General features: G+C 71.0%; 14 protein-coding genes. 8 read left to right on the top strand and 6 right to left on the bottom strand.

Going from position 1 to position 15396, the window contains the following annotated elements:
• Positions 1-35 precede the first annotated feature (35 nt).
• On the bottom strand, positions 36-719 hold the full coding sequence (cofC, locus tag U3653_RS11915) for a 2-phospho-L-lactate guanylyltransferase (RefSeq protein ID WP_195078668.1): 684 nt from the start codon (positions 717-719) through the stop codon (positions 36-38).
• 31 nt (positions 720-750) lie between these two features.
• Between cofC and U3653_RS11920 the strand changes: the two genes are divergently transcribed.
• Both U3653_RS11920 and U3653_RS11925 read left to right on the top strand, forming a co-directional pair.
• Positions 751-1746 (top strand): NAD(P)H-dependent glycerol-3-phosphate dehydrogenase, encoded by a 996-nt coding sequence (locus tag U3653_RS11920; protein ID WP_195078669.1) that lies wholly within the window; start codon positions 751-753, stop codon positions 1744-1746.
• 76 nt (positions 1747-1822) lie between these two features.
• On the top strand, positions 1823-2926 hold the full coding sequence (locus tag U3653_RS11925) for a D-alanine--D-alanine ligase family protein (protein WP_195078670.1): 1104 nt from the start codon (positions 1823-1825) through the stop codon (positions 2924-2926).
• 294 nt (positions 2927-3220) lie between these two features.
• Here U3653_RS11925 and U3653_RS11930 read toward each other — a convergent pair whose 3' ends face one another.
• Positions 3221-3964, bottom strand: a complete 744-nt coding sequence (locus U3653_RS11930; protein WP_195078671.1) for a DUF3515 domain-containing protein — start codon at positions 3962-3964, stop codon at positions 3221-3223.
• A 168-nt stretch (positions 3965-4132) separates the two neighbouring features.
• Here U3653_RS11930 and thiL point away from each other — a divergent pair, with 168 nt between their 5' ends.
• Genes thiL through U3653_RS11950 form a run of 4 tightly spaced genes read left to right on the top strand, consistent with a single transcriptional unit; the run spans position 4133 to position 7080 of the window.
• On the top strand, positions 4133-5173 hold the full coding sequence (gene thiL / locus U3653_RS11935; RefSeq protein WP_195078672.1) for a thiamine-phosphate kinase: 1041 nt from the start codon (positions 4133-4135) through the stop codon (positions 5171-5173).
• Positions 5174-5184: 11 nt separating this feature from the next.
• The gene (locus U3653_RS11940; protein WP_067797457.1) at positions 5185-5868 is read left to right on the top strand and encodes a uracil-DNA glycosylase; all 684 of its coding nucleotides are present in this window, start codon (positions 5185-5187) and stop codon (positions 5866-5868) included.
• 50 nt (positions 5869-5918) lie between these two features.
• Complete coding sequence (locus U3653_RS11945; RefSeq protein ID WP_195078673.1) at positions 5919-6158, top strand: hypothetical protein; 240 nt, start codon at positions 5919-5921, stop codon at positions 6156-6158.
• A 58-nt stretch (positions 6159-6216) separates the two neighbouring features.
• Positions 6217-7080 carry an alpha/beta fold hydrolase gene (locus U3653_RS11950; RefSeq protein WP_195078674.1) on the top strand — a complete coding sequence of 288 codons (864 nt, stop codon included), beginning with the start codon at positions 6217-6219 and terminating at the stop codon, positions 7078-7080.
• A gap of 7 nt (positions 7081-7087) precedes the next feature.
• Here the strand turns inward: U3653_RS11950 and U3653_RS11955 are convergent, their stop codons facing one another.
• The 3 genes from U3653_RS11955 to rpmB all read right to left on the bottom strand — a co-directional run bounded on the left by U3653_RS11955 (position 7088) and on the right by rpmB (position 8791).
• On the bottom strand, positions 7088-7876 hold the full coding sequence (locus U3653_RS11955; protein ID WP_195078675.1) for an enoyl-CoA hydratase/isomerase family protein: 789 nt from the start codon (positions 7874-7876) through the stop codon (positions 7088-7090).
• 98 nt (positions 7877-7974) lie between these two features.
• Positions 7975-8511, bottom strand: coding sequence for a GNAT family N-acetyltransferase (locus U3653_RS11960; RefSeq protein WP_323124202.1), 537 nt, complete (start codon positions 8509-8511; stop codon positions 7975-7977).
• Positions 8512-8599: 88 nt separating this feature from the next.
• Positions 8600-8791 (bottom strand): 50S ribosomal protein L28, encoded by a 192-nt coding sequence (rpmB, locus tag U3653_RS11965; RefSeq protein WP_039799620.1) that lies wholly within the window; start codon positions 8789-8791, stop codon positions 8600-8602.
• 333 nt (positions 8792-9124) lie between these two features.
• Between rpmB and U3653_RS11970 the strand changes: the two genes are divergently transcribed.
• Entirely contained in the window at positions 9125-10876 is a 1752-nt protein-coding gene (locus U3653_RS11970; protein WP_195078919.1) for a DAK2 domain-containing protein, read from the top strand.
• A gap of 3 nt (positions 10877-10879) precedes the next feature.
• Positions 10880-13162, top strand: a complete 2283-nt coding sequence (gene recG / locus U3653_RS11975; RefSeq protein ID WP_195078676.1) for an ATP-dependent DNA helicase RecG — start codon at positions 10880-10882, stop codon at positions 13160-13162.
• 737 nt (positions 13163-13899) lie between these two features.
• Here the strand turns inward: recG and U3653_RS11980 are convergent.
• On the bottom strand, positions 13900-15321 hold the full coding sequence (locus U3653_RS11980; RefSeq protein WP_195078677.1) for a short-chain fatty acyl-CoA regulator family protein: 1422 nt from the start codon (positions 15319-15321) through the stop codon (positions 13900-13902).
• Between the last annotated feature and the right edge of the window lie 75 nt (positions 15322-15396).

Consider the following 15396-nt stretch of genomic DNA (forward strand, 5'->3'; position numbering starts at 1 on the left):
GATCGTCATGTGTCTCACGCCACCATGGCGACCGGCTAGCACACGTGTGGAACGGGTTCGTGAACGCCGCCCGGCCAGCCGATGTCGTGCAGGACAGCACGCGTCGCGTTTCCGGCCCCGAGGGCCACCGCGCGGTCGAGGTCGGCGGGGGTGTCGACGTCCAGGCGCAGGCCCGGCCAGTCCCCGGCGAGATCGACCGCGCCCGCGTCGATATGGCTGCGTGCCGAGCCAGGGCCGAAACGGGGATCGAGCGCGGCGACCGGGTCGCGGACCACCAGCGCGGCGGTGCCGCTGCCCTCGTGATCGATCACGATCGAGCGCAGTCCGCGCGGGGCGGCGGCGAGCATGTCCGACAGTTCTTCCGGGCGCAGCGCGGGCAGATCGGCTTGCAACGCGAGCAGATCGATCGGGCCGTGCGCGCCGCGCAGCGCGGCGGCGGTGGCGGCGAGCGCGGTGTTGAGCCCGTCGGCGTGCTGCTGACGCGGTTCCGGGTGGACTTCGGCGCCGAGCGTGCGGGCCAGATCGGCGACGGCGGGGTCGGGCGTGACCACGGTGACCGACACGACCTCGCCGACCGCGGCGGTGGCGGTCACGGTGTCGGCGAGCATCGCCAGCACCAGCCGGGCCCGGTGCTCCGGGCGCAGCCGGTCGGCCAGTCGGCTCTTGGCCCGATCGAGGCTCTTGACCGCGATCACGGCATGCACGGCGTGCGGGCGCATGCGGGCAATCCTTCCATGGCATATTGGGCTGATGACGAGGGCGGCTGTGCTGGGCGCGGGATCGTGGGGCACCGCGTTCGCGAAGGTGTTGGCGGAGGCGGGAACCGAGGTCACGATCTGGGCCAGGCGGCCGGAGGTCGCCGCGACGCTGGCCTCCGAACATCGCAATCCCGATTACCTGTCGGATATTCCGCTGCCGCCGGTCGCGGCCACCCACGACCCGGCGGTGGCGCTGGAGGGAGCCGACATCGTCGTGCTGGCGGTGCCGTCGCAATCGCTGCGGGCCAACCTCGCGGAATGGAAGGGATTGATCCCCGGCGACGCCACGCTGCTGAGCCTGGCGAAAGGCATCGAGACCGGCACGCTGCTGCGGATGAGCGAGGTGATCGCGGAGGTCAGCGGCGCGGATGCGAGCCGGATCGCGGTGCTGTCCGGGCCGAACCTGGCGCGCGAGATCGCGGTGGGCCAGCCCGCCGCGACCGTGGTCGCCTGCTCGGACAACGAGCGCGCGGTCGCGGTGCAGCACGCCTGCGCGACCGGATACTTCCGGCCCTATACCAACACCGATGTGGTCGGCTGCGAAATCGGCGGCGCCTGCAAGAACGTCATCGCGCTCGCCTGCGGTATCGCGTCGGGGATGGGTCTGGGCGACAACTCGATCGCCAGCCTGATCACCCGAGGGCTGGCGGAGATCATCCGGCTCGGGGTGGCCCTCGGCGCGGAGCCGGTGACGCTCGCGGGCCTGGCCGGAGTCGGCGATCTGGTCGCCACCTGTACTTCCCCGTTGTCGCGCAACCGGTCGTTCGGTCATGTGCTCGGCGCGGGCGGTTCCATGGACGCTGCCCAGTCGGCGACTCATGGCCAAGTCGCCGAGGGTGTGAAGTCCTGCACATCGGTGCGCGCGCTGGCCGAGCGGCACGGTGTCGAGATGCCGCTGACCACCGCGGTGCATCAGGTCTGTCACGAAGGGCTCTCCGTGCGCGAAGCCGTCGGCAACCTGCTCGGGCGGCGGATGAAGCCGGAGTGATCCCGGCTCGCCGTGGCGGGAGTGTCCGGGACGGTCAGCGGTGGGATCGCGTTCCGAAACGGGTACGGTTCGGGGCATGACGAACCGGATCAGGGTGGCTGTGGTGTTCGGCGGGCGCAGCAACGAGCACGCCGTGTCCTGCGTATCGGCCGGCAGCGTGCTGCGCCACCTGGATCAGGAGAAGTACGAGGTCGTGCCGATCGGCATCACCGCGGAGGGTCGCTGGGTGCTGGGCGGTTCGGACGTGGCCGCGCTCGGCATCCACGATCGCGCCCTGCCCTCGGTGGACGCCACCGGCACGGCACTGACACTAGCCGCGGACCCCAGCCGCTCGGGGGCGCTGATCGCGCTGGACGATCCCGGCGCGGCGCTCGGTTCGGTCGACGTGGTGTTCCCGATCCTGCACGGACCGTTCGGTGAGGACGGCACCTTGCAAGGAATGCTGGAACTCGCCGGAATCCCCTATGTCGGCCCCGGCGTACTGGCCAGCGCGGCGGGCATGGACAAGGAATTCACCAAGAAACTGCTCGCGGCGGAGGGGCTGCCGGTCGGCACCCAGGTGGTGTTGCGGCCCGGCGACGCGACGGTCGGCGAGGAGGACCGGCAGCGCTTGGGCCTGCCGGTGTTCGTCAAACCGGCGCGCGGCGGATCCTCGATCGGCATCACCCGCGTCACCGACTGGAACGAGCTGGACGCGGCCATCGCCGCCGCACGCGCGCACGACCCGAAGGTGATCGTCGAAGCGGGGATCGTCGGACGCGAGGTGGAGTGCGGGGTGCTGGAATTCCCGGACGGCCGGGTCGAGGCGAGCGTGGTCGCGGAGATCCGGATGCCGGAGACCGGCGTCACCACCGACGGCCCCGGGTTCTACGACTTCGACACCAAGTACCTCGACGACGTCTGCGAATTCGACGTCCCCGCGAAACTGGACGACGAGGTGTCCGACCGGATCCGGGAATTGGCCGTGCGCGCGTTCCGGGCCCTCGACTGCCAGGGCTTGGCGCGGGTGGATTTCTTCGTCACCGAGCAAGGGCCGGTGATCAACGAGATCAACACGATGCCGGGATTCACCGCGATCTCCATGTACCCGCGCATGTGGGAGGCCACCGGCATCGATTACGCCGCGCTCGTCTCCACCCTCATCGAAACCGCGCTCGTCCGCGGCACCGGTCTGCGCTAGGGCGCGGCGGCGCGGTAGCGATCCGGCGAGCAATCACCGGGTGCCCGGCCAGTTATCGGCGATACGTGGAATCGGGCGGGACCGCGCGGAGTCCTCGGGAGATCAGTACGAGCTCCCGCAGCGCATCGGACATCTTTCGTCGGCTGCGACCCGGGGCCCGACGGTTGCTGAAGAATCGCCACTCGAAATCTCCGGATGATCGGGCGGACGCGGGAAACGCGATCCCGCGCGCGACGTCCGCGGCATGCTCGACATCCACGCCGGGACCGGGCAGCGAGCGCTGCGCGAGGCGCGTCAGTTGGGCAGCGGTCCCGGGTCGATCGGCTGGGGCGGAAGGTTGGCGGTGATGGTGTCGGAGACTTCTTGCAGCGGGGTCGGACCCGATCCGTCGGGGACGGTGAGCGCGACGTAGGTCCCCCGGTCGACGGCGAACCACGTGCTCGCTTCGGCGGCCTGGTCGCGGACCTCGAACCACTGCACGCCGTTCACGACCTGCAGCGGCGAAGCGCGGTTGAACTCCAGCGGGCGATCCAGCCCGCAGCGCAGCACGATCGGGTCGCCGCCTTCGGCGCGCTGCCACGCGCGGGTGGCCGGTGGAGCGGGTTCGACCAGGGTCGATTTCGTGAACTCGCCCAGGTCCGCAGGCAGGGCGGGCAGCAGGGCGGCGCAGGCCGGGCCCTCCGCCGCCGGAGCAGGGACGGGGCCGAGCACCAGCGGTTCCCGCTCGACGGGCGCCCGGCGCGCGAGCACGGCGGCCACGAGCACCGCGACGACCAGCACGACCGGAAGCGCCACCGCCGTGGCGATGAGCGCGGGCGGGTACTGGTGTGCCCGGGCCGGCGCGGGTTCGCTGTCCGGCTCGGCGACGCCGGCTTTCTCGCTGTCCGCGCTCTTCGCGGCGGAGGCGGCAGCGGTCTGCGTGTCATCGTCCGCGCCGCTCGAGGACGAGGGCTCCCTCGGGGCGTTCCCCGGGTCCGTCGCATCGGTGTGTTCGTGCCCGGGCTCCGCCGAATCACGGTCCGACGAATCCGCCGCCATGCTCACCGATCCTTTCTTCCTCGCGCGTCGGCGCTGGTCGCCGCCCCCGCCGCAGGGCGAGGGGCCGGGTGGTACTCGAGTGCCTCCGAAAGGGTACCGTCGGGCTCGTTCCAGCAAGCAGCGCGCCGGAAAGGATCGGTCATCAGCGCCAGCAGGGCCCCGAGGACAGTGCGTGAACTGGGCGAGTTCGCGCTGATCGAGCGCATCAACGCGGGCCGCGTGCAGGCACCGGGTGTCCTGCTCGGCCCCGGCGACGACGCGGCGCTGGTCGCGGCGCCGGACGGCCGGTTCGTGGTCACCACCGACATGCTCGTGCAGGACCGGCACTTCCGGCTGGACTGGTCCGGTCCCGAGGACGTCGGCCGCAAGGCGATCGCGCAGAACGCCGCCGACGTGGTGGCCATGGGGGCGACGCCGACCGCGTTCGTCGTAGCGCTCGGCTGCCCGGCCGACACCCCGCTCGAGGTGATCGACGGCCTCGCCGACGGCATGTGGGCCGAAGCCGCAAGGGCGGGGGCGTCCATCGCGGGCGGCGACCTGGTTCGCAGCCGTGAACTGGTCGTCTCCGTCACCGCCTTCGGCGATCCCGGCCGCGGCGCGCCGGTCACCCGGGCGGGAGCGCGCGTGGGCGATGTCGTCGCGGTGGCGGGCCGCCTCGGCTGGTCGGCCGCTGGACTGGCCGCCTTCACCGCCGGAGCGACCGGACCCGAAGTCGCGGAAGCCCTTGCGGCGCATCGTGTTCCGCAACCGCCGTACGCGCTCGTGCTGGACGCGCTGGGACGCGGGCGACAGGGAGGAAAGAAACTTTCTATAGCGCAGCGCATTTCGCCTGCCGAGACCGATGCCCCCGATATCGGCCTGCACGCGCTGACCGATGTGTCCGACGGGCTGCTCGCGGATCTGGGTCACATCGCGTCGTCCTCGGGTGTCGCCATCGACCTGGATTCGGCCGCCCTGCGCGACCCGGCGCTGGAATCCGTCGCGGCCCTGCTGGAAGCCGATGCGGCGCAATGGATCCTGACCGGCGGCGAGGACCATGCGTTCGCGGGCGTCTGGGCGCCGGGCCGCGCGCTACCGCCCGGATGGGTCGCGATCGGGCGGGTTGTGGCCGGTCGCGGGCTCACCGTCGACGGTGTGGCGCAGACCGGCGACGGCGGGTGGGAATCGTTCCGTGGGGCGGACTCGTCATCCGGCGACCGGCCACGCTAAGTTGTGCGGTCATGGGCGCGAAACCACTGTCGGAAATCATGGATCCGGGATGGGCGAAGGCACTCGAGCCGGTGGCGGATCGGATTGCCGCCATGGGCGAATTCCTTCGTGCCGAGAACGCCGCCGGCCGTGGCTACCTGCCCTCGGGTGACAACGTCCTTCGGGCCTTCCAGCGTCCGTTCGACGCGGTGCGCGTGCTCGTCGTCGGCCAGGATCCGTATCCCACGCCGGGCCACCCGATGGGACTGAGTTTCTCCGTCGCGCCGGACGTTTCGCCGATCCCGCGCAGCCTGGCCAACATCTTCGCCGAATACAGCAAGGATCTCGGTCACCCGACGCCGTCCTGCGGCGATCTGAGCCCGTGGTCGGATCAGGGAGTCCTGATGCTGAACCGCGTGCTCACCGTGTCGCCCGGCAAGCCGGCCTCACATCGCGGCAAGGGGTGGGAGGCGGTCACCGAGCAGGCGATCCGCGCCTTGGTCGCCAGGGACGAGCCGTTGGTCGCGATCCTGTGGGGCCGCGACGCGGCGACGCTCAAACCGCTGCTGACCGAAGCCGAGGTGCCCTACATCGAGTCCGCGCATCCGTCGCCGCTGTCGGCGTCTCGTGGATTCTTCGGTTCCCGCCCCTTCTCGCGAGTGAACGAATTGCTCGACGAACTGGGGGCCGAACCGGTTGACTGGCGCCTGCCCTGAATCGGGCGTCTGTGTGTGATCGACCGAGTTAACGAGTGAGGAGCTGTTCCATGCACAACACCACCGTCCGCGGCGCGCTGCGCGGCACGACCGCGACCCTGGCCTTCTGCGCCGCTCTCAGCAGCGGCGCCGCCGTCGCGAGTGCGGCCCCGCTGCGGCTGGAGCCCGCTACGGAGACCACCACGGCTCCGGTTGCCGAGGAATACACCTCGACCGGCTCCTCCACCATCTCCGCGTCGGTGAACGCCAAGATCGCGTGCCTGTTCTTCGCGGGCAATCTCGCCTGCTGAACCCTCGAAACGCCGGGTTCGCGCCAGCGCGGCCCGGCGTTGTGCGATCCTACGGATCGTGAGTAATGCGAACTATCTTCTCGAACCGTCCCGGCTCCGGCTGCGCGGTTCGGGCGGAATCGAGCTGGCCGCCGATCAGTTCGGCCCGGTCGACGGCCCGCTCGTCGTCTTCTTGCACGGTGGCGGGCAAACCCGCCATTCGTGGAAGAAGACCGGCGCCCGGCTCGGCGCGTCGGGGATGCGGGTCGTCACGGTCGACGCCCGCGGCCACGGCGACAGCGAGTGGGCGCCGGATCGCGACTACCGGCGCCAGACCATGGTCGACGACCTGCTGCTGGTACTGGAACAGCTGGGCGAGCCCGCGGTGGTCGTCGGGGCCAGCATGGGGGGAATCACCGGTCTGCTCGCCACCGCGCGGCCCGGCGGAGAGGCGATCACCGCGCTGGTGCTCGTCGACATCGTGACCCGGCCCGAGCCGGAAGGGGTGGCCCGAGTGATCGACTTCCTCGGCAAGCATCGCGACGGCTTCGACAGTCTCGAACAAGCCGCCGACGCGGTCGCCGAGTACCTGCCGCACCGCCCGCGCCCGAAGAGCCCCGAGGGACTGCTGCGCAATCTGCGCGAGCGCGACGGTCGCTGGTACTGGCACTGGGATCCGGACATGCTCAGCGACCGGGTCGAGGATCCGTCCGCGATGATCGAGCCGATGGAGGACGCGGCGCGGGCGCTGCGCATCCCGGTGCTGCTGGTGCGCGGCATGCGCTCGGACGTGGTGAGCGCCGAGGGAGCCGAAGCCTTCCAACGGCTCGTGCCGCACGCTCAACTGGTGGAGATCGGCGGCGCCGCGCACACCGCGGCCGGTGACGACAACGACTCGTTCACCGACGCGGTGGCGAAATTCGTGCTCTCGACCCGGGAGTGACGCCCGATCAGGCGAGCCCGGCGTAGTCCGGTTTGCGCTTCGCGACGAACGCGTCGACACCTTCGCGTCCGGCGGCGGAGCCCGCGGCCGCTGCGATCCCGTCGCGCTCGCTGTCGAGCTGATCGCTCAAAGTCGCCGTGTCCGACTGCCGCAACAGCGACTTGATGCTCGCGTGGGTGGATCGCGGCCCGGCGGCCAGGGTCCGCGCGAGGCGCTGCGCCTCCTCGGCGATCTCGGCGTCGGGAACCAGCCTGCTCAGCACGCCGAGGCGCACCGCGTCGCCGGCGTCGAGGACGGCGTCGGTGAGCAGGATCTCGCGCGCCCGCGCCCGCCCCACGATGCGCGGCAGCGTCCAGGACATGCCGCCGTCGGGGCTCAGGCCGATGCCGGGATAGGCCGGACGCAGTTTGGTGCCGGGTCCGCCGAGGGCTATGTCGGCCAGGCAGACCAGGCTCATCCCCGCGCCCGCCGCCCAACCCTGCACCGCGGCCACCACCGGAACCGTCGTAGCGTCCAGCGCGCGCACGAATTCGTGCAGGTCGGTGGCGAGACCGTGGATGTGCGCCGAGCGGTCCTGCGCCGCGGCGAAACCGCGCACGTCGCCACCCGCGCAGAAGTTCGCGCCCACGCCGCGCAGCAATACCGCGCCCACCTCGGAGCCGAGCGAGCGCAGTGCGGCGGTGCCCGCGTTGATGCCGGCGAAGTCCATGGATGTGCCGTTGGCGGAAGTGGCGATGGTGATCTGGAGGACGCCGTCGACGGTCGTCACGTACCCGGCTTGCTCGCTGGTGGTCATGTTCTGCACCTTAATCGGCGCGTCCGGGCGCGAGCCCTCGGTGGTCCGCGGCATCCGGGCGCGGGAGAGACACGAACTCTATGGCCGAATTATGTCGCCTAGGGGCTGTCCTCTGCGGAGTCGGCGTGCATCGTGGGCGTGCGCACCATGCGCACCTCGATCGCGGCGGTGAATGCCTCGACCTTGCGCGTGCCGTCGAGCACGAAACCGTGCCGCCGGTAGAACGCCTGGGCGCGCGCGTTCTGCTCGAACACCCACAGCGAGCACGGAGCGGCCGGATCGAGCGCGGCGCGAATCAGCTCGTCGGCGACTCCGCTGCCGTGCCAGGAGGACCGCACGTACAGGGCGTGCAGCTCGAGCGGGGTCACCGCGTCCGCGTCGCCGGGCGGGCCCGCGCTGGAGAATCCGATCACCACGTCGTCGACGATCGCGACCTGCGTGCGGCCCGGATAGCGCGCCCGGTCGCGCTCCCACTGCTCGGCTCGCCGCCCGATGTCGAAGGCGTCGAGCACGTGCGCGGGCACCAGCCCCCGGTACGCCTCGCGCCAGCAGGCGATGTGGCATTCGGCGAGGCTGTGGACGTGCTCGGCGCTGAGCGGCTGGACCCGCCACGGACGCTCGGTCACCGCGGCCATGCGCGGCCCGCACTCATGACGACGCCCCGGACCACCCGATACGGGTGCCGGGGCGTGTGCCGGCGGTGCCGGTCAGCCGGAGGGCGGATCAGCCGCGGGCGACCTTGCCCGCCTTCAGGCAGGAGGTGCACACGTTCATGCGCCGGGTGTTGCCCGGGGCGACCTGCGCGCGCACGGTCTGGATGTTCGGGTTCCAACGACGGTTGGTGCGCCGGTGCGAGTGCGAGACCGACTTCCCGAAGCCGGGGCCCTTGGCGCAGACGTCGCAGACGGCAGCCATAGTCGCGAACTCCTTCATGTCAATGGTGGGGACCGCCGCCTTCGCGGTGCGGCGCGTCCTCGTGCAATGTCGAGTGTGTGCCCTGCCGGCGGAGAGCCGGCCAGCGCTGACCGGTGACGGCCGCGCGAGGCAACCCTGCAAGGGTAGCTGTGCCGCCTTCGATCCACCAAACCGGTCCCCGCGAACGAGTGCCGGATCGGTCGCCGGGCATATCCATTCTAATGACGCGGTCTTGCCGGTCGCCTGTCGGGACCGCCCGCTAACCTGGCGGGCGGTGGTGGCGCGTGGGTGGCGGAAGGGAGTGAGGTGACGGTGTCCGCAGCGCGAGACGTGATGGACGGCACGGCATTGCTGCGCTGGGGCCGCACCTGTCTCGCCGGCCTGGAGCAGCGGCGTGACGAGATCAACGCGCTCAACGTCTTTCCGGTGCCGGACGCCGACACCGGCACCAATCTGCTCGCCACCATGCGCGCCGCGGTGGAGGCGGGCGAGGGGGCCGCGCGGGCGAACGGGAGCGCGAGCGCCGTCGCCGTCGCGATGGCGCACGGCGCGACGGTCGGCGCCCGCGGCAATTCCGGCATCATCCTGTCCCAGGTGCTGCGCGGCGTCGCCGACACGGTGCACCGCGGTCCGTTCACGGCCGACAACCTGCGCGCCGCGCTGGCCAGGGCCTCGGAACTGGTCCGCGAGGCGCTGAGCGTGCCGATCGAGGGCACGATCCTCACCGTGCTGGACTGCGCGACCGCCGCGGCCGCCGGATGCCCCGACCAGGAATTGGCCGACGTGGCGCTCGCGGCGGCCGACGGCGCGGCCAAAGCGCTCGGTGACACGCCGTTCCAATTGGGTGTGCTGCGCCGGGCCGGTGTCGTCGACGCGGGCGCCCGCGGGCTGGTCGTGCTGCTGGACAGCTTGGTCGCCGTGACCAGAGGGGAGGCGCCGGCGCGGCCGGAGTACCCGCGGCCCGCGGCGTCCGCGCGTCCGGCGCCCGCTCGCGAGGCCGAACCGCAGTACGAGGTGATGTACCTGCTGACCGACTCCGACGAGCGGAGAGTGGCCGCGCTGCGTGCACGTCTTGGCGAACTCGGCGACTCGGTCGTCGTGGTCGGCGACGGAAGCGGGTCATGGTCGGCGCACGTGCACTGCGCCGACGCGGGTGCGGCGGTGGAGGCGGGCATCGCGGCGGGCAGGCTGAGCCGGATCCGCGTCGAGAACGTCGCTTTCGCGTCGCATGCCGAGCTGTCCGACGTGAGCATCGGCGCCGCCGATCGCAGTGGGGGCGCGGGTCGAGATCCGGGCGAACCATTCGATGGTGGTGCGTTCGGGACCGGGGCAACCCGCGTCGACGGCATCGCGGGGTCCGCCCCGGCCGCCGATTCGACGCAGGTGGTGGCCGGAGCGCTCGGCCCGAGCGCGGCGCCCGCGGGAGTTCCGGCCGATCGCGGGATTCTGGCGGTGGTCGCGGGCGCGGGCGCGGCGGCGCTGTTCGAGGACGCGGGCGCGGTGGTGCTGGCGGACGAACCCGTCACCGCGTCCACGTTGCTGGCCGCGATCCGGCGGATGCCCAACCGCGAGGTGCTGGTGCTGCCCAACGGCGCGCTGCCCGCGCACGAACTCGTCGCCGTCGGTGTCGCCGCGCGTGACGCCCACCGCGACGTGCTGCTGTTGCCCAGTGGGTCGATGGTGCAGGGACTGGCCGCGGTGGCGGTGCACGACCGCGGGCGGATCGCGGTGGACGACGCCTTCGCCATGTCGGAGGCGGCCGCCACCACGCGCTGGGGATCGCTGCGCGTGGCGACCGAGCGCGCGCTCACCATGGTCGGCACCTGTGCACCGGGCGATGGGCTCGGCCTGGCCGGGCACGACGTCGTCGTGATCGAGCGCGACGTGCGCGCCGCGGGACGGACGCTGCTGGACCGCCTGCTCGCCTTCGGTGGCGAGCTGGTCACCCTGCTGATGGGCGCCGCGGCGCCGGACGGACTCGGCGACGAGTTGGCGGCGTATATCGCGCGGCACTTTCCCGGTGTCGAGGTGATCGTATATTCCGGTGGGCAACAGGGTGATTCGGTGCAGATCGGAGTGGAGTAGGGCATGGCGACACTGAGCGATCGGCTCGACCACATCCTCGGCGCGAAGGCGGCGGCCTCGCTCGCGGACGCCTTCGGGATGCAGACCGTCGAGGACCTGCTGCGGCACTACCCGCTGCGGTACGCGACGCAGGGGCAGCCGCTCACCGAGGAAGCGCCCGAGGACGGCTCGCACATCACCGTCATCGGACGGATCACCAAGGCCGAACTGCGGCCGATGCGCAACCGCCGCGGGTCGTTGCTGAAGGTGGTGCTCGACACCGGCGCGGGTCGCGGCGTCGACGTCACCTTCTTCCACGGCGACAAAGTGAAGTACGTGGTCCGCGAAGGCATGCGCGCGATGATGTCCGGCACCGTGAACTACTGGCGTCCCGGCCAGTGGAATCTGAGCCACCCCGGCTACCTGATCCTGCCGGAGACCGAGGGCGAGGACGACTCGGTCGGCGCGCTGACCAAGGTGCGCGGCGGCGGAGACCTGCGCGGCCTCGCCGAGAGCGCGAAAGGCGCGGCGGGCGTGGATACCTCCTTCATGGAACGCGAGTTCATCCCCGTCTACCCCGCGACCGCGAAGGTGCAGAGCTGGGACGTGCTCGCCTGCGTGCGTCAGGTCCTCGATCAGCTCGATCCGCTCGACGATCCGCTGCCGGAAGACCTGCTCGCCGAACGCGCGCTGCCCACCTTGTCCGACGCGTTGCGTCTGATCCACCTACCCGAGCGCAAGGGTGACATCGATCGGGCCAAGGATCGGCTGCGTTTCGACGAGGCGCTGGCTCTGCAATTGGTGCTGGCCGAGCGCAGGCACGAGGTGTCGGGGCGCAGGGCGCGCGCCTGCGCGCCACGGCCGGACGGCATCGCCGCGGCGTTCGACCAGCGGCTGCCCTTCGAGCTCACCGCGGGGCAGCAGCAGGTCGTCGCGGAGATCTCCGCCGATCTGGCTCGCGAGCAGCCGATGCACCGGTTGCTGCAAGGCGAGGTCGGCTCCGGCAAGACGATCGTCGCCCTGCACGCCATGCTGCAGGTCGTGGACGCGGGACTGCAGTGCGCGCTGCTCGCCCCGACCGAGGTGCTCGCCGCGCAGCACTATCGGTCGCTGCGCGGCATGCTCGGCGAGTTGGGCGCCGCGGGCGAACTGGGCGCGGCCGACCACGCCACCCGCGTGGTGCTGGTGACCGGGTCGATGTCGGCCGCGGCCAAGAAGGCGGCGCTGCTGGAAGCGGTCACCGGAGAGGCGGGCATCGTGATCGGCACGCACGCGCTGATCCAGGACAACGTCGAGTTCTTCGACCTCGGCATGGTGGTGGTCGACGAACAGCATCGCTTCGGCGTCGAGCAGCGGGACGCCTTGCGCGCCAAGGCGAAAGCCGGGACCAGTCCGCATCTGCTGGTGATGACCGCGACGCCGATCCCACGCACCATCGCCATGACGACGCTCGGCGATCTGGAGACCTCCACCCTCACCGAACTGCCGAAGGGCCGCTCGCCGATCGTCTCCAAGGTGGTGCCGCGCAGACAGCACCCGAACTGGGTGGATCGCGCTTGGGAGCGGATCGTGGAGGAGGTCGCCGCCGGGCGCCAGGCGTACGTGGTGTGTTCGCGTATCGGCGACGACGAGGAGACCGCGGGCAGATCCCGCAACGGGCGCGCGAAGAACGGCGACGGTGAGAAGGAAGGACCGACCACCCAGGCCGTGCTCGACGTGTTCGAGATGCTGCGCGCGGGCCCGCTGTCCGGCGTGCGGGTCGGCCTGCTGCACGGCAGGCTGCCCGCCGACGAGAAGGACCAGGTGATGCGGGCGTTCAACGACGGATCGGTGGACGTGCTGGTGTGCACCACCGTGGTCGAGGTCGGCGTGGACGTGCCCAACGCGACGGTGATGGTGATCGTCGACGCCGACCGGTTCGGCGTCAGCCAACTGCATCAGCTGCGCGGCCGGATCGGCCGGGGCGAGCACCCCGGCCTGTGCCTGCTGATCACGGACGCCGCGCCGGGCGGGTCGGCCATGGCTCGGCTGGACGCGGTCGCCGCAACCACCGACGGCTTCGAACTCGCGGTGCTCGACCTGCGGACCCGCCGCGAGGGTGACGTGCTCGGCGCCGCCCAGTCCGGCACGGCCCGGTCGCTGCGGCTGCTGTCGCTGCTGGACGATCTCGAGGTCATCACCGCCGCGCAGGAATTCGCCCGCGCGGTGGTGGCCGCCGACCCGGGGCTGCGCAGGCATCCCGGCCTCGCGGGAATGATGCACGCGGCGGTGGATTCCGAGCGTCTGGAGTACCTGGCGAAGTCCTGACTGCACGGGCGATCTTCCCGCCACAGGTCGCGCGGTATGCCGAAATCCTCGGCTGCTCCCCGCAACGGATCGTCGGCTCGCTCTCCGGTTCGAGGTGTGGGTGCATGCGTGGTGGTGTCGTCGCCGCGCCCATACGCTCTGCGGTTGGAGGTGTGGGTGCATGCGTGCGTGGTGCCGCCGCACCCATACGCTCACCGCTTCGAGGTTCGCGTCCATGTATGGCGGTGCCGTCGCCGCGCCCATACGCTCTGTGGTTCGAGGTGTGGGTGCATGCGTGGCGGTGCCGTCGCCATACCCTTACGCTCGCTGCTTCGAGGTTCGCGTCCGTGTGTGGCGGCGGCGTCGCCGCGCCCATACGCTCTGTGGTTCGAGGTGTGGGTGCATGCGTGGCGGTGCCGTCGCCATACCCTTACGCTCGCTGCTTCGAGGTGCGCGTCCGTGTGTGGCGGCGGCGGCGCACCGATACGCGCACTGGGGGAGCCGAAGAGTTCAGCGCCGCACGGCGGACTGGCGGGCGCGGTTGTGTGTGGTGTTCTGGTCAGACGGCGGCGAATGAACCGCAGCGCTGCGGCCGTTTCAAGGCCGCGACCTCGTCTACGCCCACGAAGGAGCGGTCTCGGGCCCGGCGTCTGGAAAAGCCCGACCGGAACCAGGTCACGTCTCGAGTCCGCGCACGCCGAGGGGCCGGACGATCCCGCGCCGTGGTCGTCCGGAACAATTCGCCGGAATCGGAGTGGTCAGCGCCCGAGCCGCGGGTAGGGCAGGTCGGTGCTGGTGTGCTCGGCGATCGCCAACGGACTGCCGATGTGCGGGAAGGCGCGCTGTGGGCACGCCGGGCGCTCGCACACTTTGCAGCCCGCGCCGATCGGGACCGAAGCCGCCGGGTCGTCCAGTTGCAGCCCGGCCGAGTACACCAAGCGGTCGGCGTATTCGATATCGCAGCCGAGGCCGATGGCGAAGTTCTTCGCCGCGGTGCCGAACCCGTGCGGGGTGATCGCCGCGGTGCGCGCGATCCACAGATACCGGCGGCCGTCGGGCATCTCGGCCACTTGGGTGAGGATCCGGCCGGGATTGGAGAAGGCCTCGTGCACCACCCACAGCGGGCAACTGCCGCCGACCCGGGAGAAGTGGAACGCGGTCGCGGACTGGCGTTTGGAGATGTTGCCGGCCCGGTCGGTACGGACGAAGAAGAACGGAACGCCACGCTGGCCCTGCCGTTGCAGGGTACTGAGCCGATGGCAGATCGTCTCGAACCCGACCTCGAAACGCAGACCGAGCAGGTCGATGTCGTAGCGCAGTTCCTCGGCCGAGCGCAGGAATCGGCCGTAGGGCAGCACCAGCGCGCCCGCGAAGTAATTGGCCAGCCCGATGCGCGCCAGCGTGCGGGATTCGCCGGTGAGCGAGGGGCTCTCGGCCAGCACGGCATCCAGCTCGGCCCCGTACAGCAGCAGGCCGAGCGTCGTCGCGATCTGGAAAGCGCGCTGGCCAGGACGCAACCGGCGAGCGAGCGTGAGCGTGCGGGTCTCCGGGTCGTAGTGGCGCTTGGGGACGGTGGGGTCGGCGCCGTCGCCGCGCACCAGAACGGTGACGCCGGCGCGCTCCTCGGCGATGCGGGCGAGCTGGCGGTCGAGCGAGCCGATGGTCAGCCCGGAGTTCTCGAACAGTTGCTCGGCGGCGATGTCCAGTTGTGGGATGTGGTTGTGGTGGTCGTAGAAGAAGTCGCGCACGTCCTCGTAAGGCATGGGCACACCGGGCGCGCCCGCAGGCGCGGACACCCGCGCCGACAGCAGGTCGAGCTGGTCGGTGGCGGCGCGTAGTCGGCGATGCATGGCGACGACGATCCTGGCGACTTCCGGTTGGCGGGTCGCCAGCTCTTCCACCTCCGTCAGCGGCGCGGTGTGCCCGCCCGCGGCGTCGACCAGCACTTCGTGCAGGTCCGAGACGAGCCGGGCGTCGGAATCCGCGGCGAAGAACTGGACATCCAGATCGAAGGTGGAATTCAGTTTCAGCAGTACGGGAATGGTGAGGGGGCGCTGGTCGCGCTCGAGCTGATTGAGGTAGCTCGGCGACAGATCCAGCGATTTCGCCAGAGCCGCCTGAGTCATCCTCCGCTCTTCACGCAATCGCCGAAGCCGGGCGCCCGCATACATCTTGCGCACGTGCACGATGGTAGCTGCGATTATTTGCAATCATCGCAATAACGCGCGTTATTACACACAAAACTCTGCTTTTGC

This window comes from Nocardia implantans (assembly GCF_035544775.1).
Classification (GTDB): domain Bacteria; phylum Actinomycetota; class Actinomycetes; order Mycobacteriales; family Mycobacteriaceae; genus Nocardia; species Nocardia implantans.

Bases quoted from the DNA above. Each gene is read 5' to 3' on its own strand.
- U3653_RS11960 (WP_323124202.1), bottom strand. From the start codon at position 8,511: ATGGCCGCGGTGACCGAGCGTCCGTGGCGGGTCCAGCCGCTCAGCGCC.
- recG (WP_195078676.1), top strand. From the start codon at position 10,880: ATGGCGACACTGAGCGATCGGCTCGACCACATCCTCGGCGCGAAGGCG.
- U3653_RS11970 (WP_195078919.1), top strand. From the start codon at position 9,125: ATGGACGGCACGGCATTGCTGCGCTGGGGCCGCACCTGTCTCGCCGGC.
- cofC (WP_195078668.1), bottom strand. From the start codon at position 719: ATGCGCCCGCACGCCGTGCATGCCGTGATCGCGGTCAAGAGCCTCGAT.
- U3653_RS11940 (WP_067797457.1), top strand. From the start codon at position 5,185: ATGGGCGCGAAACCACTGTCGGAAATCATGGATCCGGGATGGGCGAAG.
- U3653_RS11955 (WP_195078675.1), bottom strand. From the start codon at position 7,876: ATGACCACCAGCGAGCAAGCCGGGTACGTGACGACCGTCGACGGCGTC.
- rpmB (WP_039799620.1), bottom strand. From the start codon at position 8,791: ATGGCTGCCGTCTGCGACGTCTGCGCCAAGGGCCCCGGCTTCGGGAAG.
- U3653_RS11930 (WP_195078671.1), bottom strand. From the start codon at position 3,964: ATGGCGGCGGATTCGTCGGACCGTGATTCGGCGGAGCCCGGGCACGAA.
- U3653_RS11920 (WP_195078669.1), top strand. From the start codon at position 751: ATGACGAGGGCGGCTGTGCTGGGCGCGGGATCGTGGGGCACCGCGTTC.
- U3653_RS11945 (WP_195078673.1), top strand. From the start codon at position 5,919: ATGCACAACACCACCGTCCGCGGCGCGCTGCGCGGCACGACCGCGACC.
- U3653_RS11925 (WP_195078670.1), top strand. From the start codon at position 1,823: ATGACGAACCGGATCAGGGTGGCTGTGGTGTTCGGCGGGCGCAGCAAC.